Below are 25,468 nucleotides of genomic sequence, written 5' to 3'. Positions count from 1 at the left end.
TCGGTGGGCGCGTGAGGGAGCGTGGTCCGGTGACCGGCGACGTCGGGCGAGGAGTGCGTTCCCGTTCGTTCCGGGCGCTGCTGGTCGCGTGGGCGGTCACGTCGGTGGGGGACGGGGTCCGGGCCGCCGCCCTGCCGCTGTACACCGCGGTGAGCACGCGGGACGCCGTGGCGGTGTCGGCGGTCGCCGTCGCCGAGGTGCTGCCGTGGTTGCTCGTGGCGCTTCCCGCCGGGGCGCTGGTCGACCGGTGGCGGCCGCGCAGCGCGCTGATCAGCGCGCACGCCTTCCGCTGCGCGGTGACGCTGGTGCTCGTCCTGCTGGCGTCGGCGGGGGCGGCCGGGCTGCCCGCGTTGCTGGTGTGCGCGTTCCTGCTCAGCAGCGCCGAGACGTTCGCGGACTCGGCGGCGCAGACGGTGCTGGTGGCGCTGGCGGGGCCGGAGGACCTGGAACGCGCGAACGGGCGGTTCGTCAGCATCGAGACGCTGGGGGTCGAGATCGCCGGCCCGCTCGCCGCGGCGGCGTTGTTCGCGTGGGAACCCGCGCTGTGCTTCGCCGCGAACGCGTTGTCCTTCGGCGCTGCCGCGTGCTGCGTCGCGGGCGTGCCGAACGCGGCCGAGCGGTCGTCGGAGCGCGGCCGGCTGGGTGCCGAGGTGCTCGCCGGACTCCGCTTCCTGACGCGGAATCCCGCGCTGCGCACGGTAGTCGGGGTGGTGGGCCTGACCGCGCTGCTGACCAGCGCCGTGAACACCGTCGCCGTGCTGTACGCGGTGGAGGAGCTGCGGATGCCCGCCGCCGCGGTCCCGACGTTGCTGGTGTGCACGGCGATCGGCACGGTGCTGGCCACGCCCGCCGCGTCGCGGTTGGCGCGCCGGTTCGGCGGCGGGCGGGTGATGATCGGCGCGTTGCTCGTGCTGGCCGCCGGGATCGCGCTGCTGGGCGGTGTGCGGGTTCCGGCCGCGGCCTGGCCCGCCTACTTCGTGATGGGGTTGGGCGCCGGGACGTGGAACGTGCTCTCGGCGGCGAACCGCCAGCGCCTCACGCCCCGGGCGATGATGGGCCGCGTGACCAGCGCCCACCGCGTCCTCGCCTGGGGGCTGATGCCGCTCGGCGCGGGTCTGGCCGGACCGGTCGCCGCGCTGACCTCCCTGGGCGGCGTCATCCTCGGCGCCGCGGTCCTCGTGGCGGTCGTGGTCGTGCTCGCCGCGCCACGCCTGCGCGGGCTGTGACGGTCAGGACCGCAGGCCGCAGCCGCAGGAGTCGCGGTGCACGAAGCGGGGCGGCAGGCGGTGGGTCTCCGGCGGTACGTCCGGGTCGGCGATGCGCCGCAGCAGCAGTCGGGCCGCCAGCGAACCGATGTCCGCGCACGGCTGGGCGATCACCGTCAGCCGCGGCGAGAACCAGTTCGCCCACGGGAAGTCGTCGAAGCCGACGAGCGCGATGTCGTCGGGCACCCGCAGACCGGCTTCCCCGAGCGCGCGCATGGCGCCGACGGTCATCCCGTTGTTCGCGGTGATCAGCGCGGTCGGGCGGCGCCGGAGGAGTTCCGCGGTGGCGCGGGCGCCGGGGTCGGTCTCCGACCGGCCCTCCACGACGAGCTCGGGTTCGTGCTCAATTCCGTTGCGCCGCAAGCCTTCCCGGTACCCGGCGAGCCGTTCGTCCGTGGTGGACAGACCGGTGCGCCCGGCGACGATGCCGATGCGGCGGTGACCGAGCGCGGCGAGGTGGTCGACCAGCTGCGCGGTGGGCTCGGTGTTCTCCGGGCCCACCTGGTCGTAGCGGTCGTCGACGATCCGGTCCGCCAGCACCGTCGGGATGCCCTGCGCGCTCGCGTACTCCAGAGCGCGCTCGGGGTCCGCGGACGGTGCGAGGACGAGGCCGTCCACCCGCCGGGCGCGCATGCTGCGCACCACGTGCAGCTCGTGGTCCGGATCGTCGCGGGACTCGGCGAGCAGCAGCGTGTAGTCGTGCTCGACGGCCTCGGCCTCGATGCCCTGCAACACCTGGCCGAAGTAGGGGTTGCTGATCGCCGACATGACCACGGCGATCGACTTGGTGCTGGCGGTGACCAGCGACCGCGCCAGCGTGTTCTGGCTGTAGCCGGTCTCCTCGATCGCCTCCTCGACCAGGCGCCGGGTCTCCGGCCGCACGTTGCGGGTGCCGTTGACGACGTGCGACACCGTCGCGGTGGACACGCCCGCCAAGCGGGCCACGTCGGCCAGGGTCGCCATCGACCCTCCTCTCTGCCTGCGGGAGTGATTCGGACAATAGCAGTTAAGCGCTTGCGCAAGCGCTTAACACAGGTTTACGTTCCTGACCACTCAACGTCGAGTGCGGGCCCGCCGGCCCGCAGGGCCAGGAAGGCGACAGGACATGAGCACTCCACAGCTGCACCGCGCGGCCGGAGTCCGCGGGGGCCGCGGAACCGTCGCCGGAGCCGCCGCGGTCGCCGCGCTGGGCGGCCTGCTGTTCGGCTACGACACCGGGGTCATCTCGGCAGCGCTGCTCTACATCAGCAAGGTCTTCGCGCTCAGCGAGGCGGTGCAGCAGTGGGTGGTCGCCTCCCTGCTGCTCGGCGCGATCGTCGGAGCGCTCGGCGGTGGAGCGGTCGTGGACCGGCTCGGCCGCAAGCGCACCCTGCTGGCGGTGTCGGCGGTGTTCACCGTCGCGGCGCTGCTGTCCGCGCTGGCGCCGAACACCGAGCTGCTGGTGGTGGCCCGGGTGCTGCTCGGCCTGGCGATCGGCACCAGTTCGCTGGTGGTGCCGACCTACATCGCCGAGATCGCGCCGCCCGCGGTGCGCGGTCGCCTGGTGTCGTTGAACCAGCTGATGATCACCATCGGCATCTTCGTGTCCTACCTGGTCGGCTACGCCTACGCCGACAGCGGGAACTGGCGGATGATGCTCGGTCTGGCCGCTGTCCCGTCGATCGCGATGTTCCTCGGGCTGCTCAAGCTCGTGGAGAGCCCGCGCTGGCTGCTGGCGCGCGGTCGCCGCGAGGAGGCCCGCGCCGCGCTGCTGCTCACCCGCACCCCGGAGGAGGCGGAGGCCGAACTCGCCGAGATCTCCGAAACGATGCGCGAGGAGCAGCGCTTCTCCTACCGGGACCTGTTCCGGCCCCGGCTGCGCCCCGCCGTGCTGCTCGGCATCGCCGTCGCCGCGACCAACCAGCTCGTCGGCGTCAACGCGGTCATCTACTACGCGCCGACGATCCTCAAGCAGGCCGGGCTCGGCGACTCCGCGTCGATCCTGTCCTCGGTGGGCATCGGCGCCACCAACATGATCTTCACCGTGATCGCGCTGCTGCTCATCGACAAGGTCGGCCGCCGACCGCTGCTCATCGGCGGGACCAGCGTGGTGATCGTCGTCCTGTTCGGACTCGGCGGGCTGTACCTGCTGCCCAGCACGCACGGCCTGGGCGGGCTGCTGACCATCGGTCTGATGCTCTACGAGGCGGCGTTCGCGGCCAGCCTCGGCCTGGCGATCTGGCTGGTCAACAGCGAGGTCTTCCCGACCGCGGTGCGCGGCAAGGCCGCCAGCGCGGGCACCGTGACCCACTGGGCGCTGGACTTCCTCATCTCCGTGTCGGTCCTGACGCTGATCCAGATGTTCACCCCCACCGGCCTGTTCTGGATCTACGGTGTGCTCGGCATCCTCGGCGTGGTCTACCTGCACCGGAACCTGCCGGAGACCAAGGGCCGTAGCCTGGAGGACATCGAGAAGTCCCTGCGCGGCGGTCGGAAGGGCGAGTGACGTGGTCCGGCTCGACGAGTTGGTCAAACGGGCGCGGGCGCTGGCTGAGACCGGCCGGCGCCGCGTCCTCGGCATCGCGGGGGCTCCCGGCGCGGGCAAGGGCACGGTCGCCGAGCGGCTGCTGGCCGAGCTGGGCCCGGCTGCCGTGCTGGTCCCGATGGACGGCTTCCACCTCGCCGAGGCGGAACTGCGCCGTCTCGGCAGGCACGACCGCAAGGGCGCCCCGGACACCTTCGACGCGGCGGGCTACGTCGCGCTGCTGCGCCGCATCCGCGAGGCCGGCCCGGACACGGTGTACGCCCCGGAGTTCCACCGCGAGGTGGAGGAGTCCTACGCGGGCGCCATCCCGGTGCCGCCGGACGTGCCGCTGGTGATCACCGAAGGCAATTACCTGCTGCTGGACTCCCACCCGTGGTCGCCCGTCCGCGAGCTGCTCGACGAGGCGTGGTTCCTGGCCCCGGACGACGACCTGCGCGTGCAGCGCCTCGTCGACCGCCACGTCCGCTACGGCCGCAGCCCGGACGAGGCCCGCGAGTGGGTCCTGCGCAGCGACGAGCGCAACGCCGCTCTCGTCTCGCCGACCCGGATCCGCGCGGACCTCGTCGTCGACGGCGATCCGGTGCCGTAGGCGACCGGGTTCAGCGGCGGCGGAGTTCGGCGCGGACTTCGTCGGGGATGCGGCCGGTGTGGTCGATGGGCGTCCACGGTTCGGTGCGGACCCACTGCGAGCCGCAGCCCCGGCAGGCCAGCAGCGGCATGCCGTCGAGGAGCCTGGGCGTGCGGTGCCAGGAGCACAGGGACCGGCAGGCGTGCGTCGCGAGCTGGTTCACGGCTCGCTGGTCTCCGGCGCGTCGGTCTCGGTGGTCGGCTCGGTCGTGGTGGTCGGACGCGGGTGCGAGGACGTGGGCGGCCGGTGCGAGGTCGTCGTGGGTTCGGTGGTTCTGGTCGGCGTCGGCGACGGTTCCGACGGGGTGGTCGTCCTGGTCGCCGTCGTGGTCGGCTCCTCGGCCGAGGTCGTGGTGGTCCGGGCCGTCCGGGTGGTGGACGTGGTGGTGTCCACTGCGGACGTCATCGCGCTCGGCGGCGGGGGCAGCGGCGGTGCGGGCAGCGGTGGGTACGTCGAGAAGCTCGGCCGGGAAGTGGCGGTCGGCGCGAGGGTGAAGTCCGGGGCGGCCTCGTGCCGCAGCTGGGACCCGGCGACCATCGCGGCGGTCGTCGCGAACACGGTCGCCACCACCATGCCGGACGAGGCCAGCACGACCAGGCCCTTCGGGCGGGCATCCGGGTCTTCCAGCGCTGTCGGGTCCATCGGCGTTCCACTCGTCGGCTCGGTCGCCGAACACGGTAACTCGTCGGGATCACCGGGTTGTGCGGCATCATGGGCGACCGTGACGGACTCGCAACAGGCACGACTCACCGCATGGGTGCACGGCAGGGTGCAGGGCGTCGGTTTCCGCTGGTGGACGCGAGCGCGGGCGTTGGAGCTCGGGCTGGTCGGCAGCGCCACCAACCTGCCCGCGAGCCGGGTCGAGGTGGTCGCCGAGGGCCCGCGCGAGGCGTGCGAGCGGCTGCTGGCCGCGCTCCGCTCCGACGACACGCCCGGTCACGTGGAGCACGTGGCCGAGCAGTGGTCGACGCCCCGGGGCGGGTTGACCGGTTTCGTCGAGCGCTGATCCGCGTGGTCTTGCGCGGTCGCGCACCTGCTCACCGGTAGGCTTCCGCGGATGCGGCGGAGCGGACGGCCGCCGCGGACCCCACGGGAAGGTCGACCGGAGCCGTGCACCTCAAGAGCCTGACGCTGAAGGGTTTCAAGTCCTTCGCCTCGGCCACCACGCTGCGCTTCGAACCCGGCATCACCTGCGTCGTCGGCCCCAACGGGTCGGGCAAGTCGAACGTGCTCGACGCGCTGACCTGGGTCATGGGCGAACAGGGCGCCAAGGCGCTGCGCGGCGGCAAGATGGAGGACGTGATCTTCGCCGGCACCGCGGGCCGCGCCCCGCTGGGCCGCGCCGAGGTGACCCTGACCATCGACAACGCCGACGGCGCGCTGCCGATCGACTACACCGAGGTCTCGATCACCCGCCGGATGTTCCGCGACGGCGCCAGCGAATACGAGATCAACGGCGACTCGTGCCGGCTGATGGACGTCCAGGAGCTGCTGTCGGACTCCGGCATCGGCCGCGAGATGCACGTCATCGTCGGCCAGGGGCAGCTGGCGACCATCCTGCAGGCCAAGCCCGAGGAGCACCGCAGGCTCATCGAGGAGGCCGCGGGCGTCCTCAAACACCGCAAGCGCAAGGAAAAGGCGCTGCGCAAGCTCGACGCGATGCAGGCGAACCTGACCCGCCTGACCGACCTGACCAGCGAGCTGCGCCGCCAGCTCAAACCGCTGGGCAAGCAGGCCGAGATCGCCCGCAAGGCGCAGACGGTGCAGGCCGACCTGCGCGACGCCCGGCTGCGCCTGATCGCCGACGACCTGGTCACCGCCCGCGCCGAGCTGGCCCGCGACGAGGCCGATCAGGAGGCGGCGCGGGCCCGGCGCGCGGAGGTCGAGCGGGCCCTGCAGTTCGCCCAGTCCGAGGAGAAGACCCTTGAGGAGCAGGTGGCCGCCGACGCTCCCCGGCTGTCCCGCGCGCAGGACACCTGGTACCGGCTGTCCGCGCTGGAGGAACGCCTCAACGGCACCCTGCGGCTGGCCGCCGAGCGGCACCGGCACCTCACCGAACAGGTCGAGGAGCACCGCCCCGGTCGCGACCCCGACCAGCTGGAGGCCGAAGCCGAGGAGGCCGCCGAGCAGGAGGTCGAGCTCCGGGAGCAGATGGAGGAGGCGCGCGAGGCCCTCAACGAGGTGGTGCGGCGCCGTTCCGACCTGGAGTCCGAGCTCAAGCAGGCCGAACAGGCGCACATGGCCGCGGTCCGCGCCATCGCCGACCGCCGCGAGGGCGTCGCCCGGCTGTCCGGCCAGGTCGAGTCGATGCGCAGCAAGGCGAGCGCCACGGCCGACGAGATCGAACGGCTCTCCGCCGCTCTGGAGGAGGCCGCCGAGCGCGCCGAGGAAGCCGAGCGCGCCTGCGCCGACGCCGAGGAGGCCAGCGGCGGCTACGACGAGGACGACGCCGGTCTGCAGGAGCGGCGGGAGAACGCTGCCGAGGCCCGGGACGCCGCCCGCGCCCGCGTCGAGGAACTGGTCAAGTCCGAGCGCGCCGCGGAGCGCGAGATCGCGTCGTGGAAGGCGCGCGTCGAAGCGCTGTCCATGGGGCTGCGCCGCAAGGACGGCGCGGGAGCCCTGCTCGCGGCGGGGGAGCGGGTGCCCGGGCTGTTCGGCTCGGTCGCCGGGCTGCTCGGCGTCGAGTCCGGTGCCGAGGTGGCGCTGGCCGCGGCGCTCGGCGCGGTCGCCGACGCGGTCGCGGTCGGCGGGGTCGATGACGCCGTCACCGCGCTCGAACTGCTGCGCTCCGACGACGCGGGCCGCGCCGGGATCCTCGTCGGGTCCGCCGTGGACGCGGACCGGTCGGCGTGGCCGGAGCTGGGTGGTTCGGCCCGCTGGGCGGTGGACCTGGTCACCGCGCCGGAGGCGATGCGCCCCGCGCTGACCCGGGTGCTCGACCGGGTCGCGGTCGTCGACGACCTCGCCGCGGCCCGCGAGCTGGTCGACCGCCACCCGCAGGTCCGCGCGGTCACCGGCGCCGGCGACGTCCTCGGCGCGCACTGGGCGACCGGCGGTTCGGACGACGGGCAGAGCGTCATCGAGGTGCAGGCCGCCGTCGACGAGGCCGAACGCGAACTCGCCGCCGCGCAGCGCCGGCTGGAACAGCACTCGGCGGCCCTGGAGGGCGCCCGCGCCGAGGAGGAGTCGCGGCGCGCCGAGGTCCGCGCCGTGCAGGAGCAGATCAACGAAGCCAAGGTGAGCCGCGCGCGCAGCAGCGAACGGCTCTCCAGCCTGCGCAAGGCGGCGCGCTCGGCCACCGCCGAGGTGGACCGGCTCCGCCAGCAGCGCGCCAAGGTCGAGCAGTCCCGCGCCGAGGCGCTGGCCGAGCTCGCCGAGCTGGAGGAGCGCCTCGCCGTGGTCAAGTCCGAACAGGACGAGGCCGCCGAGCCCGACACCGCCGAACGCGACCGGCTCGGCAACGAGCTCACCACCGTCCGCCAGCAGGAGATGGACGCGCGGCTGGGCCTGCGCACCGCCGAGGAACGCGCCCGCGCCGTCCAGGGGCGCGCCGACCAGCTGCGCCGCGCGGCCCGCCACGAGCGCGAGGCGCGCGCCCGCGCGGAAGCCGCGCGCCGGGCGCGGGAACGCGCCGCGCGGGTGACCGAGGCGGTCGTGGCGGGGGCCGAAGCGGCGTTGGAGCGCATCGCGCACTCGCTGCGCGCCGCGACGCAGGAGCGGGACACCGCGCAGGCCAAGCAGAGCGAGCACGAGCAAGCGCTCGGCACCGTCCGCTCGCGGGTGCGCGAACTGGGCGGCGAGCTGGAGAAGCTCACCGACGCGGTGCACCGCGACGAGGTCGTGCGCGCCGAACAGCGGCTGCGCATCGAGCAGCTGGAAACCAAGATCATCGAGGACTTCGGGATCGGCCTGGACGACCTGGTCGCCGAGTACGGCCCGACGGTGCCGGTGCCGCCGAGTCCCGCCGAGATGGCCGAGTACGAGGCGGCCAAGGAGCGCGGCGAGCAGGTCAGCGAACCGCCCGCGGTGCCCTACGACCGCGCCACCCAGGAACGCCGCGCCAAGCGCGCGGAGAAGGACCTGTCGCTGCTGGGCAAGGTCAACCCGCTGGCGCTGGAGGAGTTCGCCGCGCTGGAGGAGCGCTACAAGTACCTGTCGTCCCAGCTGGAGGACCTCAAGGCGACCCGGCGCGACCTGCTCGGCGTGGTCAAGGAGGTCGACGAGAAGATCTTGGAGGTCTTCAGCTCCGCGTTCCAGGACGTGGCGGAGGAGTTCCAGAAGGTCTTCGCCGTGCTGTTCCCGGGCGGCGAGGGCCGGCTGACGCTGACCGACCCCGAGGACATGCTGACCACCGGGGTCGAGGTGGAGGCGCGTCCCCCGGGCAAGAAGGTCAAGCGCCTCTCGCTGCTGTCGGGCGGGGAGAAGTCGCTGACCGCGGTGGCCATGCTGGTGGCGATCTTCCGCGCCCGCCCGTCGCCGTTCTACGTCCTCGACGAGGTCGAGGCGGCGTTGGACGACACCAACCTGCGGCGCCTGATCACCCTGCTCGACCAGCTGCGCGCCACTTCGCAGCTGCTCATCATCACGCACCAGAAGCCGACCATGGAGATCGCCGACGCCCTCTACGGCGTGACGATGCGCGGCGACGGCATCACGCAGGTGATCTCCCAGCGGCTGCGCGCCGAACCGTCCACATCGGACGGATCAGGAGGCGGTGGCGGCGAGGGCGACGCCCACTCCGAGCACGACCAGCACGGCGACCAGGGTGGTGCCGAGCAGGACTGACCAGCCCGCGCCGCCCGCCGCGGGGGCCGGGGGCGGCGACACCCAGCGCGGCACCGCGCGGTTCGGCACCAGCGGGCGGGCGAGCGCGGCCCGGCAGCGCCCGCACTCGGCGAGGTGGGTGCGCACCAGCACCCATTCCACGTCGCCGAGCGTTCCGCGGCGATAAGCGTCCAACCTGCTCTGCACGTCGGCGTGGATCCCGTTGCGCACGATGGCCCCTCGCTGCGTCTGGTTGGCGACACGGTGATCATCGACTTTCCGGGGCGCCTGCTGAAGGGGCTGGAAACCGGGCACTAGTGTGGGCCCGACACCGGCTTCGCACCCGGACGTCCGCGCGCCTACGAGCGTGCGGGCGTGGTCGGCGGCCGATCACCGCGGATGTCGGCGAGACGAAACAGGAGGCTCCCCATGACCGGTCCGTACGGCCCGCCGCCGTATCCCCAGCAAGGACAACCCCCGCCGGGGTACGGACCGCCGTCCGGCCCCGTTCCCCAGCCGTACCCGGGCACTCCGCAGCAGGGCAGGCCGTACCCCGGCGCCCCGCAGGGCATGCCGCCGCAGGGCGGTTTCCCACCGCCCCAGGGAGCCGGTCCGCTCGGCCAGCCGATGGCCCCGCCCCCGCCCGGCATGGGCCGGGTGGTGCTGGACTACTCCTACATGCCGCTGGCGTTCGTGCTCGCGCTGTTCAAGCCGAGCGTCACCATCAACGGCCGCCCGATGCGGGGCGCGTGGAGCAGGACGCCGGTCGACCTGCCGCCCGGGCAGCACCACATCCAGGTGCACGTCAACTACCTGTGGAAGTTCGGCCACGCGACCGCGGTCGTCCCGGTCGGCGCCGGGCAGCAGGTCGACGTGTTCTACCGCGCCCCGGCGGTCGCCTTCGGCGGCGGCGCGATCGGCCCGCAGCCGCAGCAGACCCCGAACCTGGGTCTGGCCATCGGCATGATGGTCGGTGTCTTCGTCCTCTGGCTGCTGCTGATCCTGCTGCTGGTCTAGGGAGTTCTCGGGCGAAAGCGCGTTGCGCGGATCACGGTTCTTCCCGGCCCGCGTGCCGCAGTGAGAGCAGGCCGCCGACGAGGAGCGTCACCAGCACGCCGAGCGGGGTGTACCAGGGGAAGGCGAGCGGGGCGAAACCGCCCTTGCCGTCCGGGAAGTGCACCGCGGTGGCCAGGACGATCACGACGACGAGGGTGGTCACGAACGCGACCACGGCGTCGGACTGGCGGGCCCGGCGGATGAGCAGGCCCAGCAGGAAAGCGCCCAGCAGCGCGCCGTAGGTGTAGCTGGCGATGCTCAGCCCGACCTCGACCACCGGGTTCGCCGTGTTGCTGAACATCGACGCGAACACCACGAACACCACGGCCCACACCAGCGTCCACAGCTTGCCCATCCGCAGGACCGCGGAGTCGTCCGCCCGGCGCCCGGCGACGCGCTGGTAGAGGTCGCTGACGGTCGAGCTGGACAGCGAGTTCAGCGACCCGGACAGGGTGCTCATCGCGGCCGCCAGGATGCCCGCGATGAGCAACCCGGACAGGCCGGGCGGCAGCTGGGTCACGATGAACCGGGGGAACAGCTCGTCCTCGCTGCTCATGCCCAGCGACTGCGGGCTGGCGCCGCGGAAGAACGACCACAGCATGGTGCCGATGAGCAGGAACAGGGTGAACTGCAGCCCCACCACGACGCCGCTGGCGATGACCGCCCGCTGGCTGTCCCGCACGTCCCGGCACGCCAGCAGCCGCTGCACCATCAGCTGGTCGGCGCCGTGCGAGGCCATCGCGAACACCGCGCCGCCGACCACGGCCGCGACGAACGAGTACTGCTGGGTGATGACCGACGACGAGAAGTCCAGCACCTCGAACTTGCCCGCGTGCCACGCCGTGGACAGCCAGTCCGCGGGCAGCCGCGTCGCCAGCACGATCGCGGCCAGCACCGCGCCGCCCACGTAGACGCCCATCTGGATCACGTCGACCCACACCACCGCCCGGATGCCGCCCAGGTACGTGTAGACCACCGTCAGCGCGGCCAGCGCCAGCACGATCTGCCAGTACGAGATGTCCACCTGGAAGATCTGCAGCATCACCTTGACCGGGATGGCAGTGGCGAACAGCCGCAGCCCGTCCGCCAGCAACCGGGTCACCAGGAACGTCACCGACGCGACGCCCTGCAGCCCGGGCCCGAAGCGTTCGCCGAGGAAGGCGTAGGCGCTGACCAGGTTCCCGGCGTAGTAGCGGGGCAGCAGCACGAACGCGACCACGATCCGGCCGATGAGGTAGCCGATCGCCAGCTGGAGGTAGCTGAACGCGCCGAGGTAGGCCACCGTCGGCACGCTGATCACCGTCAGCGTCGAGGTCTCGGTGGCCACCACCGAGAAGCACACCGCCCACCACGGCAGCTGCCTGCTGCCGACGAAGTAGTCCTGCGCGCTGCGCTGCCGCCCGCTCAGCACCACCCCGAGCACCGGCATGGCGACCAGGTAGAGGATGATCACCACGACGTCGACGGAACGCATGACGCCTCCTCGGGGGAGTGGCCGGGGCGGACGCGCAGCCGCCGCGGCCGACGGGTGGCGGGTTCCGGCAGGCGCAGCGGGCCGGACCCGGGAGTGATGCTGCCCAACAGCCGGGGTCCGGCGGCCCCCGTCGTGCTCGGCGTGTTGCCGGGAACGCCGTTCCAGGTGAGGAACCCGAGCAGCGCGGTCAGGTACGCCTCCTTGCCGTCGGACGGCAGGCCGAGCTCGTCGCTGACCACCAGCGGGACGCCCAGGTGCGCGCGCAGCGCCCGCAGCAGCACCGGATTGCGGACCCCGCCGCCGGAGGCGACCACCTTCGTCGCGCCCTCGGCGCGGCACGCCCGGGCGATCGTGACCGCGGTGAGCTCGGTGAGCGTCGCCAGCAGGTCGACGTCCCGGACGGGGTCGACCTCGTCGAGCGCCCGCGCCAGGTGGTCGGCGTCGAAGTGCTCCTTGCCGGTCGACTTCGGCGCCGGCCGCCGGTAGTAGGGGTCGGCGAGCAGCACGTCGAGCAGGTCCGCCCGCACCGCGCCGGCCGCGGCGAGCCGTCCGCCGGTGTCCTGCGCGGTCCCGGTGGCGCGGGCCGCTGCCAGGTCGATCAGCGCGTTGCCCGGACCGGTGTCGTAGGCCGCTCCGCCCACGACGGTGATGTTGGCGATCCCGCCGATGTTCAGCGCCACGGTGGTCCCCGGTTCGTCGGCGAGCCACAGCGCGTCCAGCACCGCGGCCAGTGGCGCGCCCTGCCCGCCCGCCGCGATGTCGCGGGCCCGCAGGTCGGCCACCACGGGCAGTCCGGTGGCCTCGGCGATCCACGCCGGTCGGCCGATTTGCAGCGTCCCCCGCGCCCGGCCGTCGCGCACCCAGTGGTGCAGCGTCTGGCCCAGCGACGCGACCAGCTCGGCGTCCCCGGCGAGCCGCGCGGCCGCGCCGAAGCACTCGCCGACCTCGGTGTCCAGGCGGCACAGCTCGGCCGCGTCGCAGCCCCCGGGCGCGAGCGCGGCCACGAGGCGTTCGCGCAGCGGCGGCGGGTAGTCGACGGTCGTGGTGCCGAGCGGGACGAGTTCGACGGTGTCGCCGGCCAGGTCGAGCTCGGCGGCGGCCACGTCGATGCCGTCCATCGACGTGCCGGACAGGAGACCGAGCACGCGCATCCCCGTGGTGTATTCCACACCGGACGGGAAAGCAAGCGCCGTGCCGTCTTCGTTGGTTAATTGCCCACGAGATGACTCTCCGGGGCGTCTTGGGAGATCGGAAAGCGCAGGTGGGAGGATGTAGCGGTGACCACCTCTACCGTGATTGTGATCGTCGTTGTCGTCGTGGTGGTGCTGGCGGTCGCCGTGGTGGCCGGTCTCGCGCTCAACCGGCGGCGGCGGATCAGCCTGGGCGAACGCGACGAGGCCCAGCAGGAAGACGCCGTCAAGGGGTACCGCGCGGGCGGCGGGATCAGCCTGTCCAGCGGCGGCGGCGCCACCACCGCCGCGCCGCCGGAGCACCCCGTCGGGGAACGCACCGAGGTGGAGGGGCAGCCGGGTGTCGGCGACGACGCCGCGGTGCCCCGGGACAGCGAGCGGCGCGGCATCGTCGACGTCCCGCTGCCGGACGGCCAGGGCAGCACCGCGACGGCCGAACCGGTCGAGCGGCCCGGCACCGAAGCGCCGGGGACCGAAGCGCCGGACACCGCAGCACCGGAGACCGAGCAGGCCCCCGCCGAGGAGGACCGGGTCGCCGAGGAGGTGCCCGCGCAGCGCGCCGAACCGGCCCCGGAACCCGAACCCGCCGAGCCCGAGGGCGTCGAGGAGATCGAGCAGATCGAGCCGACCGCGGGACGCCTGGAGCGGCTGCGCGGTCGCCTGTCGCGCTCCCGGTCGACGCTCGGGCAGGGACTGCTGGGCCTGCTCGGCGCCGGGGACCTCGACGAGGACTCCTGGGAGGAGATCGAGGACACCCTGCTGATGGCCGACCTGGGCGCGGCCACCACCACCGAGATCACCGAGCGGCTGCGCACCGAGATCGCCTCCCGGGGCGTGCGCACCGCCGACGACGCCCGCGCGCTGCTGCGCGAGGTGCTGGTCGACGCGTTGGGCCCGGACATGGAGCGCTCGGTGCGCGCCCTGCCGCACGGCGACCCCGCCAACGGCGGCAAGCCCGCGGTGGTGCTGGTCGTCGGGGTGAACGGCACCGGCAAGACCACCACCACCGGCAAGCTCGCCCGCGTGCTGGTCGCCGACGGCCGGACCGTGCTGCTGGGCGCCGCGGACACCTTCCGCGCCGCCGCGGTCGAGCAGCTCGCCACCTGGGGCGAGCGCGTGGGCGCGGAGGTCGTGCGCGGCAAGGAGGCCGCCGACCCGGCGAGCGTGGCGTTCGAGGCCGTCGACCGCGGCGGGGAGACCGGCGTGGACGCGGTGCTGGTCGACACGGCGGGCCGCCTGCACACCAAGACCGGCCTGATGGACGAGCTGGGCAAGGTCAAGCGGGTGGTCGACAAGCGCGCCCAGGTCGACGAGGTGCTGCTGGTGCTGGACGCCACGACCGGGCAGAACGGTCTCACCCAGGCCCGGGTGTTCTCCGACGTCGTCGACGTCACCGGCATCGTGCTCACCAAGCTCGACGGCACCGCCAAGGGCGGCATCGTCTTCCAGGTGCAGCGCGAGCTGGGCGTCCCGGTCAAGCTCGTCGGGCTCGGCGAGGGCCCGGACGACCTGGCGCCGTTCGAGCCGGGCGCCTTCGTCGACGCCCTGCTCGACTGACGTCGGACGCGGCCCCCGCCCCGGACCGGGTGCGGGGGCCGCGCCGTATCGTGGCCCGGTGCGCGCTGTGGTGTTCGAGGAGTTCGGCGGTCCGCTGCGGGTGGACGAGGTCCCCGATCCGCGGCCGACGCCCGAGGGCGTCGTGGTGCGGGTCGAGGCGACCGGGGTGTGCCGCAGCGACTGGCACGCGTGGCGCGGCCACGACGCCGACGTCGCGGTCCCGCACGTGCCGGGGCACGAACTCGCCGGCCGGGTGGTCGCCACCGGCGACCGGGTGCGCCGGTGGAGTCCCGGCGACCGCGTCACGGTGCCGTTCATCTGCGCGTGCGGGACGTGCCCGCAGTGCGCGCGGGGCGACCAGCAGGTCTGCGACCGGCAGTTCCAGCCCGGCTTCTCCGGTTGGGGATCGTTCGCCGAGCTGGTGGCCCTCGACCACGCCGACGTGAACCTGGTGCGGCTGCCCGACGAACTGCCCGCGGTGACCGCCGCCGCGCTGGGCTGCCGCTTCGGCACCGCCTACCGCGCGGTGTTCCGGCAGGGCGAGCTGTCGGCCGGGCAGTGGGTCGCGGTGCACGGCTGCGGCGGGGCGGGCATGTCGGCGGTGCTGCTCGCGCTCGCCGCGGGCGCCCGCGTGGTGGCCGTGGACGCCGCCGAGCAGGTCCTCGACATGGCCGCGCGGCTCGGCGCGCACGCGACCGTCGACGCCGCCCGCAGCGCCGACACCGCCGCCGAGGTGCGGGACGTCACCGGCGGTGGCGCGCACCTGTCCCTCGACTGCGTCGGCCTGCCCGCCACCTGCGCGGCGTCGGTGGCGAGCCTGCGCAAGCGCGGCAGGCACGTGCAGGTCGGGCTGATGCCGCCGGAGCAGGGCACGCCGCCGATCCCGATGCACCGGGTGATCGCCGACGAACTGGTGCTGCTGGGCAGCCACGGCATCCAGGCGCACGAGTACCCGGCGATGCTCGACTTCGTCGAGCGCGCGGGCATCGACCTCGCCGGGCTCATCGGACGCCGGATCACCCTGGACGAGGCCCCGCACGCCCTCGCGGCGATGGACGACCCGGTCCCGGGCGCCGCCGGGGTCGCGGTCGTCGACCTCACCCGCGAAGGGCCTCGTTGATCGCGCGGGACAGCACGTCCGGTCCGGTCAGGTGCGCCAGGTGGCCCTGGCCGGGCAGCCGCGCCACGCGGGCCCGCGGCATCGCGGCGGCGACCGCCGCGAACGGCGGGCCGTACGGGCGGGTGTTCTCCGACTCGGAACCGACCAGGAGCGTCACCGGGGCGTCGATCCGGCCGTAGCCGTCGAGATCCGGGCGGTGCTCGTCGATGCCCGGGCCGGTCCGGACGGTCAGCGACAACCGGATGTCGTCGAGCGTTCCGCGAACCGCTGCTGCATGGTGCCCCGAAATTTGTCAGACGTCTGATGCCCAACCTATCGTGTCACCGGCGAGGAGGTGGGCACCATGCGCGCGATCGGCAGGCGGTCCTCCGTGGAGGAGGTCATCGCGCAGCTCAACGAGCAGCTGGCCGCCGGGGCGTGGCGCCCCGGCGAGCGGATCCCGACCGAGCAGGAGCTCGTGGCCGAGCTCGGCGTGAGCCGGGCGGTGGTCCGGGAGGCGGTCCGCGCGTTGGTGCACCTCGGCACGCTGGAGAGCAGGCAGGGCGCCGGGACGTTCGTGGTCAGCACCGCGGACCCGGTCCCGATGCTGCGGCAGATGCGGTTGGCCGAGGTGCGCGACGTGTTCGAGGTCCAGCTCGCCTACGACGTGCAGGCCGCCCGGCTGGCGGCGCGGCGCCGCGAGGAGGCCGACGTCGAGCGGCTGCGCGGCCTGCTCGACCTGCGCGACCGGGCGCGCACGCCCCAGGAGTTCGGCAGGGCGGAGACGGACTTCCACCGCACCGTGGTGGAAGTCGCGCGCAACCCGCTGCTGCTGGAGATGTACCGCTACCTGCTCGGGCGGCTGCGGGACAGCCTGGAGGCGCTGCGTTCGCACGAGGAGCTGGTGGAGTCCGGTCCGTGCGCGCACCGCGCGCTGGTCGACGCGATCGAGGCCCGCGACGAGGAGGCCGCCGCCGCGGCGGCCCGCTCGGTGATCGAACCGGGCCTGACCTCGCTGTGCGGCGTGTTGGAGAAGGAAGAGGGGGAGACGTGAGCAGCACCCGAGTCGAGCCCGCGCCCACGCGCCCGAAGGGCACGGCGGCGGTGGCGACCATCGTGCTGATCGTCCTGGTGGCCGTGGCGCTGCGGCCGCCGTTCACGGCGGTGGCGCCGCTGCTGGAGCGGATCCAGCACGACCTCGGCGTGTCGACCACGTTCAGCGGCGTGCTCACCACGTTGCCGGTGGTGTGCCTCGGCGTTTTCGCGTTCCTGGCGCCGACCCTGCGCCAGCGGTTCGGCGACGAGAAGGTCCTGGTCGGATGCCTGGTCGTGCTGCTGGTCGGCAACCTGCTGCGCGCGGTGGGTTCGGTCTGGGCGCTGCTGCTGGGCACCGTCGTGGTCGGCGCGGGCATCGCGGTCGCCAACGTCGCGCTGCCCGGTCTGATCAAGCGGGACTTCCCGCACAACGTGCCGGTGATCACCGCCGCGTACACGATGTGCCTGACGCTGGGCGGCGCGGTCGCGGCCAGCATCGTCGTGCCGCTGGGCGACGCGCTCGGCTCGACCTGGCAGGCGCCGCTCGGGCTGTTGGCCGCCCCGGTGCTGGTCGCCCTGGTGATCAGCGCGTTCGCGCTGCGGCACAGCTCCGGCGCGGCACCGCAGCCGTCCCGCCCGGGGCGGTTGTGGCGCAGCCCGCTGGCCTGGCAGGTCACCGTGTTCATGGGCCTGCAGTCGGCCATGGCCTACGTGGTGTTCGGCTGGTTGCCGACCATGGTGACCAGTCGGGGCATGGGTCCCGAGGTCGCCGGGTTGGCGCTCGGCGTGCAGGCGGCGGTGCAGGCCGTCGGGTCGATGACCGTGCCGCTGTTCATCAAGCGCACGCGCGACCAGCGGTGGATCGCCGCCGTCCTCGCGGTGCTCATCGCGCTCGGGTTCGCCGGGATCCTGCTCGGCCCGGCGCCGACCGGGGTGTGGGCGGCGACGGTGCTGCTCGGCTACGCCCAGGGCGGCGCGTTCGCCTTGGCGCTGACGCTGTTCGGGCTGCGTTCCCCGGACAGCGACACCACGGCGGCGCTGTCCGGCATGGCCCAGGGCGGCGGCTACCTGATCGCCGCGGTCGGCCCGCTGCTCATCGGTTTCGCCTACGACGTGACCGGGAACTGGACGGTCCCGCTCGCGCTGCTCGTGGCGTGCTGCGCCGGGTGGCTGTGGGCTGGTGCGCTGGCCGGGCGCCCGCGGGAGGTCGTCTCGGTCCGCGGGTCAACGCGGCCGTAACAACCCAGGTCTGATTTCACGGCGCGGAAACACCGCGGTGGCGTCGCCGGAAACAGCCGTTCCCCAGGATCGCGGCCAACTCGGTCCGCACGGGGAGGCATTGTGAATTCAGGCGACACCGCGTGGGTGCTCGTGAGCGCGGCCTTGGTGCTGCTCATGACGCCCGGACTCGCGTTCTTCTACGGCGGCATGGTGCGCTCCCGGGGCGTGCTCAACATGCTCATGATGAGCCTGGGGGCGATCGGCGTCGTCGGTGTGCTGTGGGTGCTGTTCGGCTACTCCGCGGCCTTCGGGCGCGACCTCGGCGGGATCGGGCTGCTCGGTGATCCCACCGAGTTCGCCGGTCTCGGGAACCTGCTCGCCCCGGACCACCTGTCCGGCACGATCCCGACGCTGGCCTTCGCCGGGTTCCAGGCGATGTTCGCGATCCTCACGGTCGCGCTGATCTCCGGCGCCATCGCCGACCGCACCCGGTTCGGCCCGTGGCTGGCCTTCGCGGGTCTGTGGGCGGTGCTGGTGTACTTCCCGGTGGCGCACTGGGTCTTCGACTTCGACGAGACCGGCGCGGGGGGTGCCGTGACCTCACCGGGCGGCTGGATCGCCAACCGGTTGCAGGCCATCGACTTCGCCGGTGGCACCGCGGTGCACATCAACTCGGGCGCGGCGGCGCTGGCGCTGGCGCTGGTGCTCGGCCGCCGCCGGAGCTGGCCCAAGGACCCCGGCAAGCCGCACAACCTGCCGTTCGTCGTGCTCGGTGCGGGATTGCTGTGGTTCGGCTGGTTCGGCTTCAACGCCGGTTCGGCGCTCAAGGCCGACGGGACGGCGGCCGTGGTGCTGGTCAACACGCTGGTCGCCACGAGCGCGGCGATGCTGGGGTGGTTGCTCGTGGAGCGCCTCCGCGACGGCCACGCGACCACCCTCGGCGCGGCCTCGGGCATCGTCGCCGGTCTCGTCGCGATCACCCCGGCGTGCTCCTCGGTGACGCCGGTCGGCGCGATCGCGGTCGGCGCGATCACCGGGGCGGTGTGCGCGCTGGCGGTCAGCCTCAAGTTCCGGTTCGGCTACGACGACTCGCTCGACGTCGTCGGCGTCCACCTGGTCGGCGGTCTGGTCGGCACGTTGCTGGTCGGGCTGTTCGCCTCGGACGCCGCGCCGGCGGGCAAGAACGGCCTGTTCTACGGCGGCGGGTTCGACCAGCTGTGGCGGCAGGCGGTCGGCGCGGTGTCGGTGCTGGTCTACTCCTTCGTCCTCAGCCTGGTGATCGCACTGGTCGTCAGGGCCGTCCTCGGGTTCCGGGTGAGCGAGGAGCACGAGACCGTCGGCATCGACGAGACGCAGCACGCCGAGACCGCCTACCACTTCGGGGAGGGCCACTCCGCCCGCACCCGGTCCGCGGTCGGTGACGTGGAACGCGAACTGGAGGGCAGCCGGGCATGAAACTGGTCACCGCCATCGTGCAACCGTCCAAATTTGATGATCTGAAGGAGGCGTTGGCCAGGCTCGGCGTGCTCGGCATGACGGTCAGCCAGGCGCAGGGCTACGGGCGGCAGAAGGGGCACCGCGAGGTCTACCGGGGCGCGGAGTACGCCGTCGACTTCATCGACAAGCTGCGCCTGGAAGTGCTCGTCGAGGACTCCACCGCGGACAAGGTGGTGGACGGCATCGTCACCGCCGCCCGCACCGGCCGGGTCGGTGACGGCAAGGTCTGGGTGACCGCGGTGGACACCGTCGTCCGAGTCCGCACCGGGGAAACCGGCGACGCGGCGATCTGAACGCACACCGCATCCCGGACGGGGCGCGAGCCGACGCGGCTCGCGCCCCGTCCGCGTGCGGCTGCTCCCGGGGAATGCGTAACACTACGCAGCCCGGTTCAGGGGGCATCACGGTCTCGCGCGCGGGCGGGGACCGGCAGACTTCTGGGTGCGACGCGGTGATCAGGGGGAACCGGGAGGCGTCCCGCCCGTGCTGGGGGTCGGGCGGGGAGCGGAACCGGACGTGGACCACCGCATCCGCGGCCGCCGGGGGGGAGGCCCGGCAGGGCCGGCGCAGGGGAGGCGCCGGGTGGCCGCGAGGGGGCGCCGGGGTGGCTCGAAGGGGAGGCGAGCCACCGCCGGCTTCACATCCCGCGCCGCGCGTGGCCGCCGCCACGATTCGCGGGTCCCAAGATCGGCGCACGCGTAGTCTGGAACGCGTTGTGGACAATCCGGATGTTCCTCGCGTTGCCGCCGACTCGCCGCCGACGGTGCGCGTCGGGCGGCGGTCGCTGGTCGTGCTGGCGGGCGTGCCGGGCGCGGGCAAGACCACCGCGCTGGCGAAGCTGCGCACGGACGCCGACGTCGCGGTGCTGGATTCCGAGCAGGTCCGGGGACGGCTGCGCCGCCTCCTCCCGGCGCGCCTGCGCTACCGCTGGTACCGGCCGTTCGTGCACCTGGTCCACCGCAGCCGGATCGCCTGGTTCTGCCTGTCGCGCGGCGGGCCGGTGCTCGCGCACGAACCCGCGACCCGCGCCACGACGCGCGGGCTGCTGCTCGCGGTCGCGGCGCTGACCCGTCGGCAACGGGTGCTGGTGTGGTTGCACGCCGATCCGACCGAAGCGCTGGCCGGGCAGCGGGTGCGCGGCAGGCTGATCCGGCCGCGCTCGTTCCTGCGCCACGCGCAGCGCGCCGAACGCGTGCACCGGAGGCTGCGCGCCGGCCGCCGCCCGCGCGGCTGGCCGAGCGTCCACCTGCTCACCCGCGATGACGTCGCCGACGGACTCCGCCTCGACGTCGCCGAGTGACCTGCGTCCCGTTGCCAGCGGGGCACCTCGGCACCCGCGCGCGGCGATCGTTAGGCTGGACCACCGGTGCGGCGGCCGGTCGCCGCGCCTGGCTGAGATCATCGAGCTGCGAGTGACTGGCAACAGGGTGTGGGTCCAGGTGTGCGCGGTTCGACGAGCGCAAGCGGCACGCCGTGCGCGGCGGAGCCCCGGACTGCCTCCGACCACCCCGATTCCCGGCGGGCAGCACCAGGTTCGGCGCGGACATCAGCCCCCGACGACCCCCTGAGGAGACCTGCTTCCAGCATGCCCACCTTCGATGAACTCGACCTCGACTCCCGCGTGCTCCGAGCGCTCGGCGAGCTCGGTTACGAGAGCCCCTCGCCGATCCAGGAGAAAACGATCCCCCACCTGCTCGCCGGGCAGGACGTGCTGGGGCTCGCCCAGACCGGGACCGGCAAGACCGCGGCGTTCGCGCTGCCGATCCTGTCCCGCCTCGACCTGGACCTGACCACTCCGCAGGCGCTCGTGCTGACGCCGACCCGCGAACTGGCGCTGCAGGTCTCCGAGGCGTTCCAGCGCTACGCCGCGCACCTGCCCGGCTTCCACGTCCTGCCGATCTACGGCGGGCAGAGCTACGGCCCGCAGCTGGCCGGGCTGCGCCGCGGCGCGCACGTCGTCGTCGGCACCCCCGGCCGGTTGATCGACCACCTCAACAAGGGTTCCCTCGACCCGGCGGGGCTGCGGAACCTGGTGCTCGACGAGGCCGACGAGATGCTGCGCATGGGCTTCATCGAGGACGTCGAGACGATCCTGCAGAAGGTCCCGGACAGCAGGCAGGTGGCGCTGTTCTCGGCGACCATGCCCGGCGCGGTCCGCAAGATCACCCAGTCCTACCTGCGCGAGCCGGTCGAGATCGCGGTGCGCACCAAGACCAGCACCGCGACCAACATCAACCAGCGGTACGTGCCGGTGCGCGGGCCGCGCAAGCTCGACGCGCTCACCCGAATCCTGGAGGTCGAGCCGTTCGACGCGGTGATCGTGTTCGTGCGCACCAAGCAGGTCACCGAGGAGCTCGCCGAGCAGCTCCAGACCCGCGGCTTCAGCGCGGCGGCGATCAACGGCGACATCCCGCAGCCGCTGCGCGAGCGCACGATCGGCCAGCTGCGCGACGGCCGGCTCGACATCCTGGTCGCCACGGACGTGGCCGCGCGCGGCCTCGACGTCGAGCGCATCTCGCACGTGCTCAACTACGACATCCCGCACGACACCGAGTCGTACGTGCACCGGGTCGGCCGCACCGGCCGGGCCGGGCGCAGCGGTGAGGCGATCCTGTTCGTCGCCCCGCGCGAGCGGCACCTGCTGCGCAACATCGAACGCGCCACCCGGCAGACCATCGAGCAGATGGAACTGCCCAGCACCGAGGCCGTCAACGAGCGGCGGCTGGCGCGGTTCGCCCAGCGCATCACCGACACGCTCGACTCCGGCGGGCTGGACACCTTCCGCGAGCTGGTGCGGGACTACGAGCGCACCCACGAGGTGCCCGCCGCGGAGATCGCCGCCGCGCTGGCCTGCATGGCGCAGGGCGACCGGCCGCTGCTGCTGGAGCCCGAGGCCGAGCAGGAGGCCGACGGCGGTTCCTTCGAGCCCGCCGGTTCGGACACCGAGACGTACCGGGTGGAGGTCGGCCGCCGCAACCGGGTCACCCCGCGCGCCCTGGTCGGCGCGCTCGCCAACGAGGGCGGCCTGGCCAGCAAGCACATCGGCCACATCGACATCCGCGCCGAGCACACCTTGATCGAGCTGCCCGCCGGCCTGCCGGACGAGCTGCTCAGCAGGCTGCGCAAGACCCAGGTCGCCGGTCGCGGGCTGCGGATCACCCGGGCCGACGGCGAGGCCATCTCGCGACGTCCCCGCCGCCCCGGCCGGGACAAGCCGAAACCGCACCGCAAGGGCCAGCGCTCGCCGCAGTCCGCGGCGTCCGTCGCGGGCAAGCGCCGCTCCCGCGACCGCGACGTCGCCTGAGGCCCGGGCGGGTCCCCCGCCGCCAGGACACCGGAGGGCGCGGAGCGATCCCACGGGGCGCTCCGCGCCGCGGTCTTATGGGACGCTTCGCGTCTGTCGCCCGGCCACCGCCCCCACCGAGGCGCTTCGCGCCGCAGTCTTCTGGGACGCTTCGCGTCAGGGGGGTTCTGGCGGCGGTTACCCTCGCATAGGTACCCAGGTACACCCATCGACTCTGGAGCCCGTGAACCCGTGTTCGACACTCTTTCCGACCGGCTCACCTCGGTCCTGACGAACCTGCGCGGCAAGGGGCGGCTCTCCGACGCCGACATCGACGCCACCGCGCGGGAGATCCGCATCGCCCTGCTCGAAGCCGACGTGGCTCTCCCCGTGGTGCGCAGCTTCATCAAGGGTGTCAAGGAGCGCGCCAAGGGTGCCGAGGTCTCGCAGGCGCTGAACCCGGCCCAGCAGGTCGTCAAGATCGTCAACGAGGAGCTGATCGGCATCCTCGGCGGCGAGACGCGGCGGCTGGAGTTCGCCAAGACCCCGCCGACCGTGATCATGCTCGCGGGTCTGCAGGGCTCCGGTAAGACGACGCTGGCGGGCAAGCTCGCCAAGTGGCTGGCCGGGCAGAGCCACACCCCGCTGCTGGTGGCCTGCGACCTGCAGCGCCCCAACGCGGTCAACCAGCTGCAGATCGTCGGTGAGCGCGCCGGTGTTCCGGTCTACGCCCCCGAACCGGGCAACGGCGTCGGCGACCCGGTCGAGGTGGCCCGCCGCAGCATCGAGGAGGCCCGCCGCAGCCAGCACGACGTGGTGATCGTCGACACCGCGGGCCGCCTGGGCGTCGACCAGGAGATGATGCAGCAGGCCGCCGACATCCGGGACGCGATCAAGCCGGACGAGGTCCTGTTCGTCCTCGACGCGATGATCGGCCAGGACGCGGTGACCACCGCGGAGGCGTTCCGCGACGGGGTCGGCTTCAACGGCGTGGTGCTCACCAAGCTCGACGGCGACGCGCGCGGCGGTGCCGCGCTCTCGGTGCGCCAGGTGACCGGCCAGCCGATCATGTTCGCCTCCAACGGCGAGAAGCTCGGCGACTTCGACGTCTTCCACCCGGACCGGATGGCCAGCCGGATCCTGGGCATGGGCGACGTGCTCACCCTCATCGAGCAGGCCGAGCAGGCGTTCGACGCCGAGCAGGCCGAACAGGCCGCGGCCAAGCTCGGTTCCGGCGAGCTGACCCTGGAGGACTTCCTGGAGCAGATGCAGGCGGTCCGCCGGATGGGACCGCTGCAGAACCTGCTGGGCATGCTCCCCGGTGCCGGCCAGATGAAGGACCAGCTGGCCAACTTCGACGAGAAGCACCTGGACCGCATCCAGGCGATCATCCGCGGCATGACGCCCGCCGAGCGGGCCGATCCCAAGATCATCAACGCCTCCCGGCGGCAGCGCATCGCCCGCGGCTCCGGCGTGACGGTCAGCGACATCAACGACCTGGTCAACCGGTTCTTCGAGGCCCGCAAGATGATGCAGCAGATGGCGGGCCAGTTCGGCGGTTTCGGCGGCGGCACCAAGCGCAAGACCAAGAAGGGCAAGAAGGGGAAGAAGGGCAAGGGCAAGGGCCCGACCCAGCCGAAGGGCCTGCGCGGTATGCCCGGCGGCTTCCCGGCACTGCCCGGTGGTGGCTTCGGCGGCGGCCCCGACCTGTCCAAGCTGGAGGGCGGCGGCCTCAACGACCTGCCCGCCGGTTTCGACCCGTCGAAGCTGAACTTCGGCGGCAAGAAGAAGTGAGCGCGCTGCACCTTCGGGGAGTGGTCCTCCCCGACGGCGAGCACCGCGACCTGTGGGTCCGCGACGGGCTGATCAGCCTCGACCCGGTGCCCGGCGCGGACACCGTGTTCGACGGCGGCTATCTGCTGCCCGGCCTGGTCGACGCGCACTGCCACGTCGGCATCGGCAGCGACGGCCCGGTCGGGCTCGACGAGGCCGCGGTCCAGGCCGAGACCGACCGCGAGGCGGGCACGCTGCTGGTGCGCGACTGCGGCGCGCCGATCGACACGCGGCCGTTGCAGGAGCGCGAAGACCTGCCCCGGATCATCCGCGCCGGTCGGCACCTCGCCCGTCCCAAGCGCTACATCCGGCACCTGGCCGACGAGCTCGAAGCCGAGGAGCAGCTGCCCGCGGCCGTCGCCGCGCAGGCCGAGGACGGCGACGGCTGGGTGAAGCTGGTCGGCGACTGGATCGACCGCTCGGTCGGTGACCTCGCGCCGCTGTGGACCGACGAGGTGCTGGCCGAGGCGATCGCGGTCGCGCACCGCAAGGGAGCCCGGGTCACGGCGCACGTCTTCGGCGAGGCCGCGCTGCCGGGGCTGATCTCGGCGGGCATCGACTGCATCGAGCACGGCACCGGTCTGACCGACGAGACCGTCGAGCTGATGTCGCGGCACGGCACCGCGCTGGTCCCGACGCTGATCAACATCGAGAACTTCCCGTCGTTCGCCGAGTCCGCGGTCAAGTACCCGGACTACGCCGCGCACATGACCGACCTCTACCGGCGCGGCGACCGCACGGTCGCCAAGGCCATCGAGGCGGGCGTGCCGGTCTACGCGGGCACCGACGCGGGCGGCGGCATCGCGCACGGCCGGCTCGCCGACGAGGTCGCCGCGCTGCACCGCGTCGGCATGTCCGCCGAGCAGGCGCTGGGCGCCGCGTCGTGGGCGGCCCGCGACTGGCTCGGTTGGTCCGGCCTGGAGCACGGCGCGGTGGCCGACCTGGTCTGCTACGACGCCGACCCGCGCAAGGACCTCGGCGTGCTCGCCCACCCGAGTCGGATCGTGCTGCGCGGCCGTCCGGTCGCCTGAGCAGCGCCGCC

23 protein-coding genes are annotated in these 25,468 nt (G+C 73.3%); 16 read left to right on the top strand and 7 right to left on the bottom strand.

Going from position 1 to position 25,468, the window contains the following annotated elements; translation table 11 throughout:
• The first annotated feature begins 29 nt into the window (after positions 1–29).
• A complete protein-coding gene (locus NV263_RS24785) occupies positions 30–1,226 on the top strand; it encodes an MFS transporter (RefSeq protein ID WP_263249026.1) in 1,197 nt (398 codons plus the stop codon).
• Positions 1,227–1,229: 3 nt separating this feature from the next.
• On the opposite strand, the gene NV263_RS24780 is transcribed toward NV263_RS24785, so the two are convergent.
• Positions 1,230–2,228 carry a LacI family DNA-binding transcriptional regulator gene (locus NV263_RS24780; protein ID WP_263249025.1) on the bottom strand — a complete coding sequence of 333 codons (999 nt, stop codon included), beginning with the start codon at positions 2,226–2,228 and terminating at the stop codon, positions 1,230–1,232.
• Between the two features lie 142 nt (positions 2,229–2,370).
• Here NV263_RS24780 and NV263_RS24775 point away from each other — a divergent pair, with 142 nt between their 5' ends.
• Both NV263_RS24775 and NV263_RS24770 read left to right on the top strand, forming a co-directional pair.
• A complete protein-coding gene (locus NV263_RS24775; protein WP_263249024.1) occupies positions 2,371–3,750 on the top strand; it encodes a sugar porter family MFS transporter in 1,380 nt (459 codons plus the stop codon).
• A 1-nt stretch (position 3,751) separates the two neighbouring features.
• A complete protein-coding gene (locus NV263_RS24770; RefSeq protein WP_263249023.1) occupies positions 3,752–4,378 on the top strand; it encodes a nucleoside/nucleotide kinase family protein in 627 nt (208 codons plus the stop codon).
• Positions 4,379–4,388: 10 nt separating this feature from the next.
• Here the strand turns inward: NV263_RS24770 and NV263_RS24765 are convergent, their stop codons facing one another.
• The gene (locus NV263_RS24765) at positions 4,389–4,580 is read right to left on the bottom strand and encodes a hypothetical protein (RefSeq protein ID WP_263249022.1); all 192 of its coding nucleotides are present in this window, start codon (positions 4,578–4,580) and stop codon (positions 4,389–4,391) included.
• The gene (locus NV263_RS24760) at positions 4,577–5,059 is read right to left on the bottom strand and encodes a hypothetical protein (RefSeq protein ID WP_263249021.1); all 483 of its coding nucleotides are present in this window, start codon (positions 5,057–5,059) and stop codon (positions 4,577–4,579) included. Before NV263_RS24760 ends, NV263_RS24765 begins: the two co-directional genes overlap by 4 nt.
• 79 nt (positions 5,060–5,138) lie before the next feature.
• On the opposite strand from NV263_RS24760, the gene NV263_RS24755 reads away from it, so the two are divergent.
• Positions 5,139–5,423, top strand: a complete 285-nt coding sequence (locus tag NV263_RS24755) for an acylphosphatase (RefSeq protein ID WP_263249020.1) — start codon at positions 5,139–5,141, stop codon at positions 5,421–5,423.
• Positions 5,424–5,527: 104 nt separating this feature from the next.
• Positions 5,528–9,202, top strand: coding sequence for a chromosome segregation protein SMC (smc, locus tag NV263_RS24750; protein ID WP_263249019.1), 3,675 nt, complete (start codon positions 5,528–5,530; stop codon positions 9,200–9,202).
• Here smc and NV263_RS24745 read toward each other — a convergent pair.
• On the bottom strand, positions 9,122–9,412 hold the full coding sequence (locus NV263_RS24745) for a zf-HC2 domain-containing protein (protein ID WP_263249018.1): 291 nt from the start codon (positions 9,410–9,412) through the stop codon (positions 9,122–9,124). The two genes, smc and NV263_RS24745, sit on opposite strands and share 81 nt — an antisense overlap.
• 198 nt (positions 9,413–9,610) lie before the next feature.
• Here NV263_RS24745 and NV263_RS24740 point away from each other — a divergent pair, with 198 nt between their 5' ends.
• Positions 9,611–10,198, top strand: a complete 588-nt coding sequence (locus tag NV263_RS24740) for a hypothetical protein (protein ID WP_263249017.1) — start codon at positions 9,611–9,613, stop codon at positions 10,196–10,198.
• 31 nt (positions 10,199–10,229) lie between these two features.
• Here NV263_RS24740 and NV263_RS24735 read toward each other — a convergent pair whose 3' ends face one another.
• Positions 10,230–11,711 carry a sodium:solute symporter gene (locus tag NV263_RS24735; protein WP_263249016.1) on the bottom strand — a complete coding sequence of 494 codons (1,482 nt, stop codon included), beginning with the start codon at positions 11,709–11,711 and terminating at the stop codon, positions 10,230–10,232.
• The gene (locus NV263_RS24730; RefSeq protein ID WP_263249015.1) at positions 11,687–12,862 is read right to left on the bottom strand and encodes an anhydro-N-acetylmuramic acid kinase; all 1,176 of its coding nucleotides are present in this window, start codon (positions 12,860–12,862) and stop codon (positions 11,687–11,689) included. The genes NV263_RS24735 and NV263_RS24730 overlap by 25 nt, the downstream gene beginning before the upstream one ends.
• Before the next feature lie 126 nt (positions 12,863–12,988).
• Here NV263_RS24730 and ftsY point away from each other — a divergent pair, with 126 nt between their 5' ends.
• Both ftsY and NV263_RS24720 read left to right on the top strand, forming a co-directional pair.
• Complete coding sequence (ftsY, locus tag NV263_RS24725; protein ID WP_263249014.1) at positions 12,989–14,458, top strand: signal recognition particle-docking protein FtsY; 1,470 nt, start codon at positions 12,989–12,991, stop codon at positions 14,456–14,458.
• A 58-nt stretch (positions 14,459–14,516) separates the two neighbouring features.
• Positions 14,517–15,578 carry a zinc-dependent alcohol dehydrogenase family protein gene (locus NV263_RS24720; protein ID WP_263249013.1) on the top strand — a complete coding sequence of 354 codons (1,062 nt, stop codon included), beginning with the start codon at positions 14,517–14,519 and terminating at the stop codon, positions 15,576–15,578.
• Here NV263_RS24720 and NV263_RS24715 read toward each other — a convergent pair.
• Entirely contained in the window at positions 15,556–15,816 is a 261-nt protein-coding gene (locus NV263_RS24715; RefSeq protein WP_263249012.1) for an alpha/beta fold hydrolase, read from the bottom strand. The genes NV263_RS24720 and NV263_RS24715 overlap by 23 nt on opposite strands.
• A 105-nt stretch (positions 15,817–15,921) precedes the next feature.
• Between NV263_RS24715 and NV263_RS24710 the strand changes: the two genes are divergently transcribed.
• The 8 genes from NV263_RS24710 to NV263_RS24675 all read left to right on the top strand — a co-directional run bounded on the left by NV263_RS24710 (position 15,922) and on the right by NV263_RS24675 (position 25,457).
• Positions 15,922–16,611, top strand: coding sequence for a FadR/GntR family transcriptional regulator (locus NV263_RS24710; protein ID WP_263249011.1), 690 nt, complete (start codon positions 15,922–15,924; stop codon positions 16,609–16,611).
• Entirely contained in the window at positions 16,608–17,831 is a 1,224-nt protein-coding gene (locus NV263_RS24705; protein WP_263249010.1) for a CynX/NimT family MFS transporter, read from the top strand. The genes NV263_RS24710 and NV263_RS24705 overlap by 4 nt, the downstream gene beginning before the upstream one ends.
• Positions 17,832–17,933: 102 nt before the next feature.
• Positions 17,934–19,268, top strand: coding sequence for an ammonium transporter (locus NV263_RS24700; RefSeq protein WP_263249009.1), 1,335 nt, complete (start codon positions 17,934–17,936; stop codon positions 19,266–19,268).
• Entirely contained in the window at positions 19,265–19,603 is a 339-nt protein-coding gene (locus NV263_RS24695) for a P-II family nitrogen regulator (protein WP_263249008.1), read from the top strand. Before NV263_RS24700 ends, NV263_RS24695 begins: the two co-directional genes overlap by 4 nt.
• A gap of 422 nt (positions 19,604–20,025) precedes the next feature.
• Entirely contained in the window at positions 20,026–20,610 is a 585-nt protein-coding gene (locus NV263_RS24690) for an ATP-binding protein (protein WP_263249007.1), read from the top strand.
• A 285-nt stretch (positions 20,611–20,895) separates the two neighbouring features.
• Positions 20,896–22,614: a DEAD/DEAH box helicase gene (locus tag NV263_RS24685; RefSeq protein WP_263249006.1), complete on the top strand. Its 1,719-nt coding sequence runs from the start codon at positions 20,896–20,898 to the stop codon at positions 22,612–22,614.
• Positions 22,615–22,845: 231 nt separating this feature from the next.
• Positions 22,846–24,387: a signal recognition particle protein gene (ffh, locus tag NV263_RS24680; protein WP_263249005.1), complete on the top strand. Its 1,542-nt coding sequence runs from the start codon at positions 22,846–22,848 to the stop codon at positions 24,385–24,387.
• On the top strand, positions 24,384–25,457 hold the full coding sequence (locus NV263_RS24675; protein ID WP_263249004.1) for a metal-dependent hydrolase family protein: 1,074 nt from the start codon (positions 24,384–24,386) through the stop codon (positions 25,455–25,457). The genes ffh and NV263_RS24675 overlap by 4 nt, the downstream gene beginning before the upstream one ends.
• Positions 25,458–25,468: the final 11 nt, after the last annotated feature.

This window comes from Saccharopolyspora rosea (genome assembly GCF_025643595.1).
In the GTDB taxonomy this organism is placed as follows: Bacteria; Actinomycetota; Actinomycetes; order Mycobacteriales; family Pseudonocardiaceae; genus Saccharopolyspora; species Saccharopolyspora rosea.
Note: the sequence above shows the minus strand (reverse complement) of the source record. Positions and strands in the feature narration are given on the sequence as shown.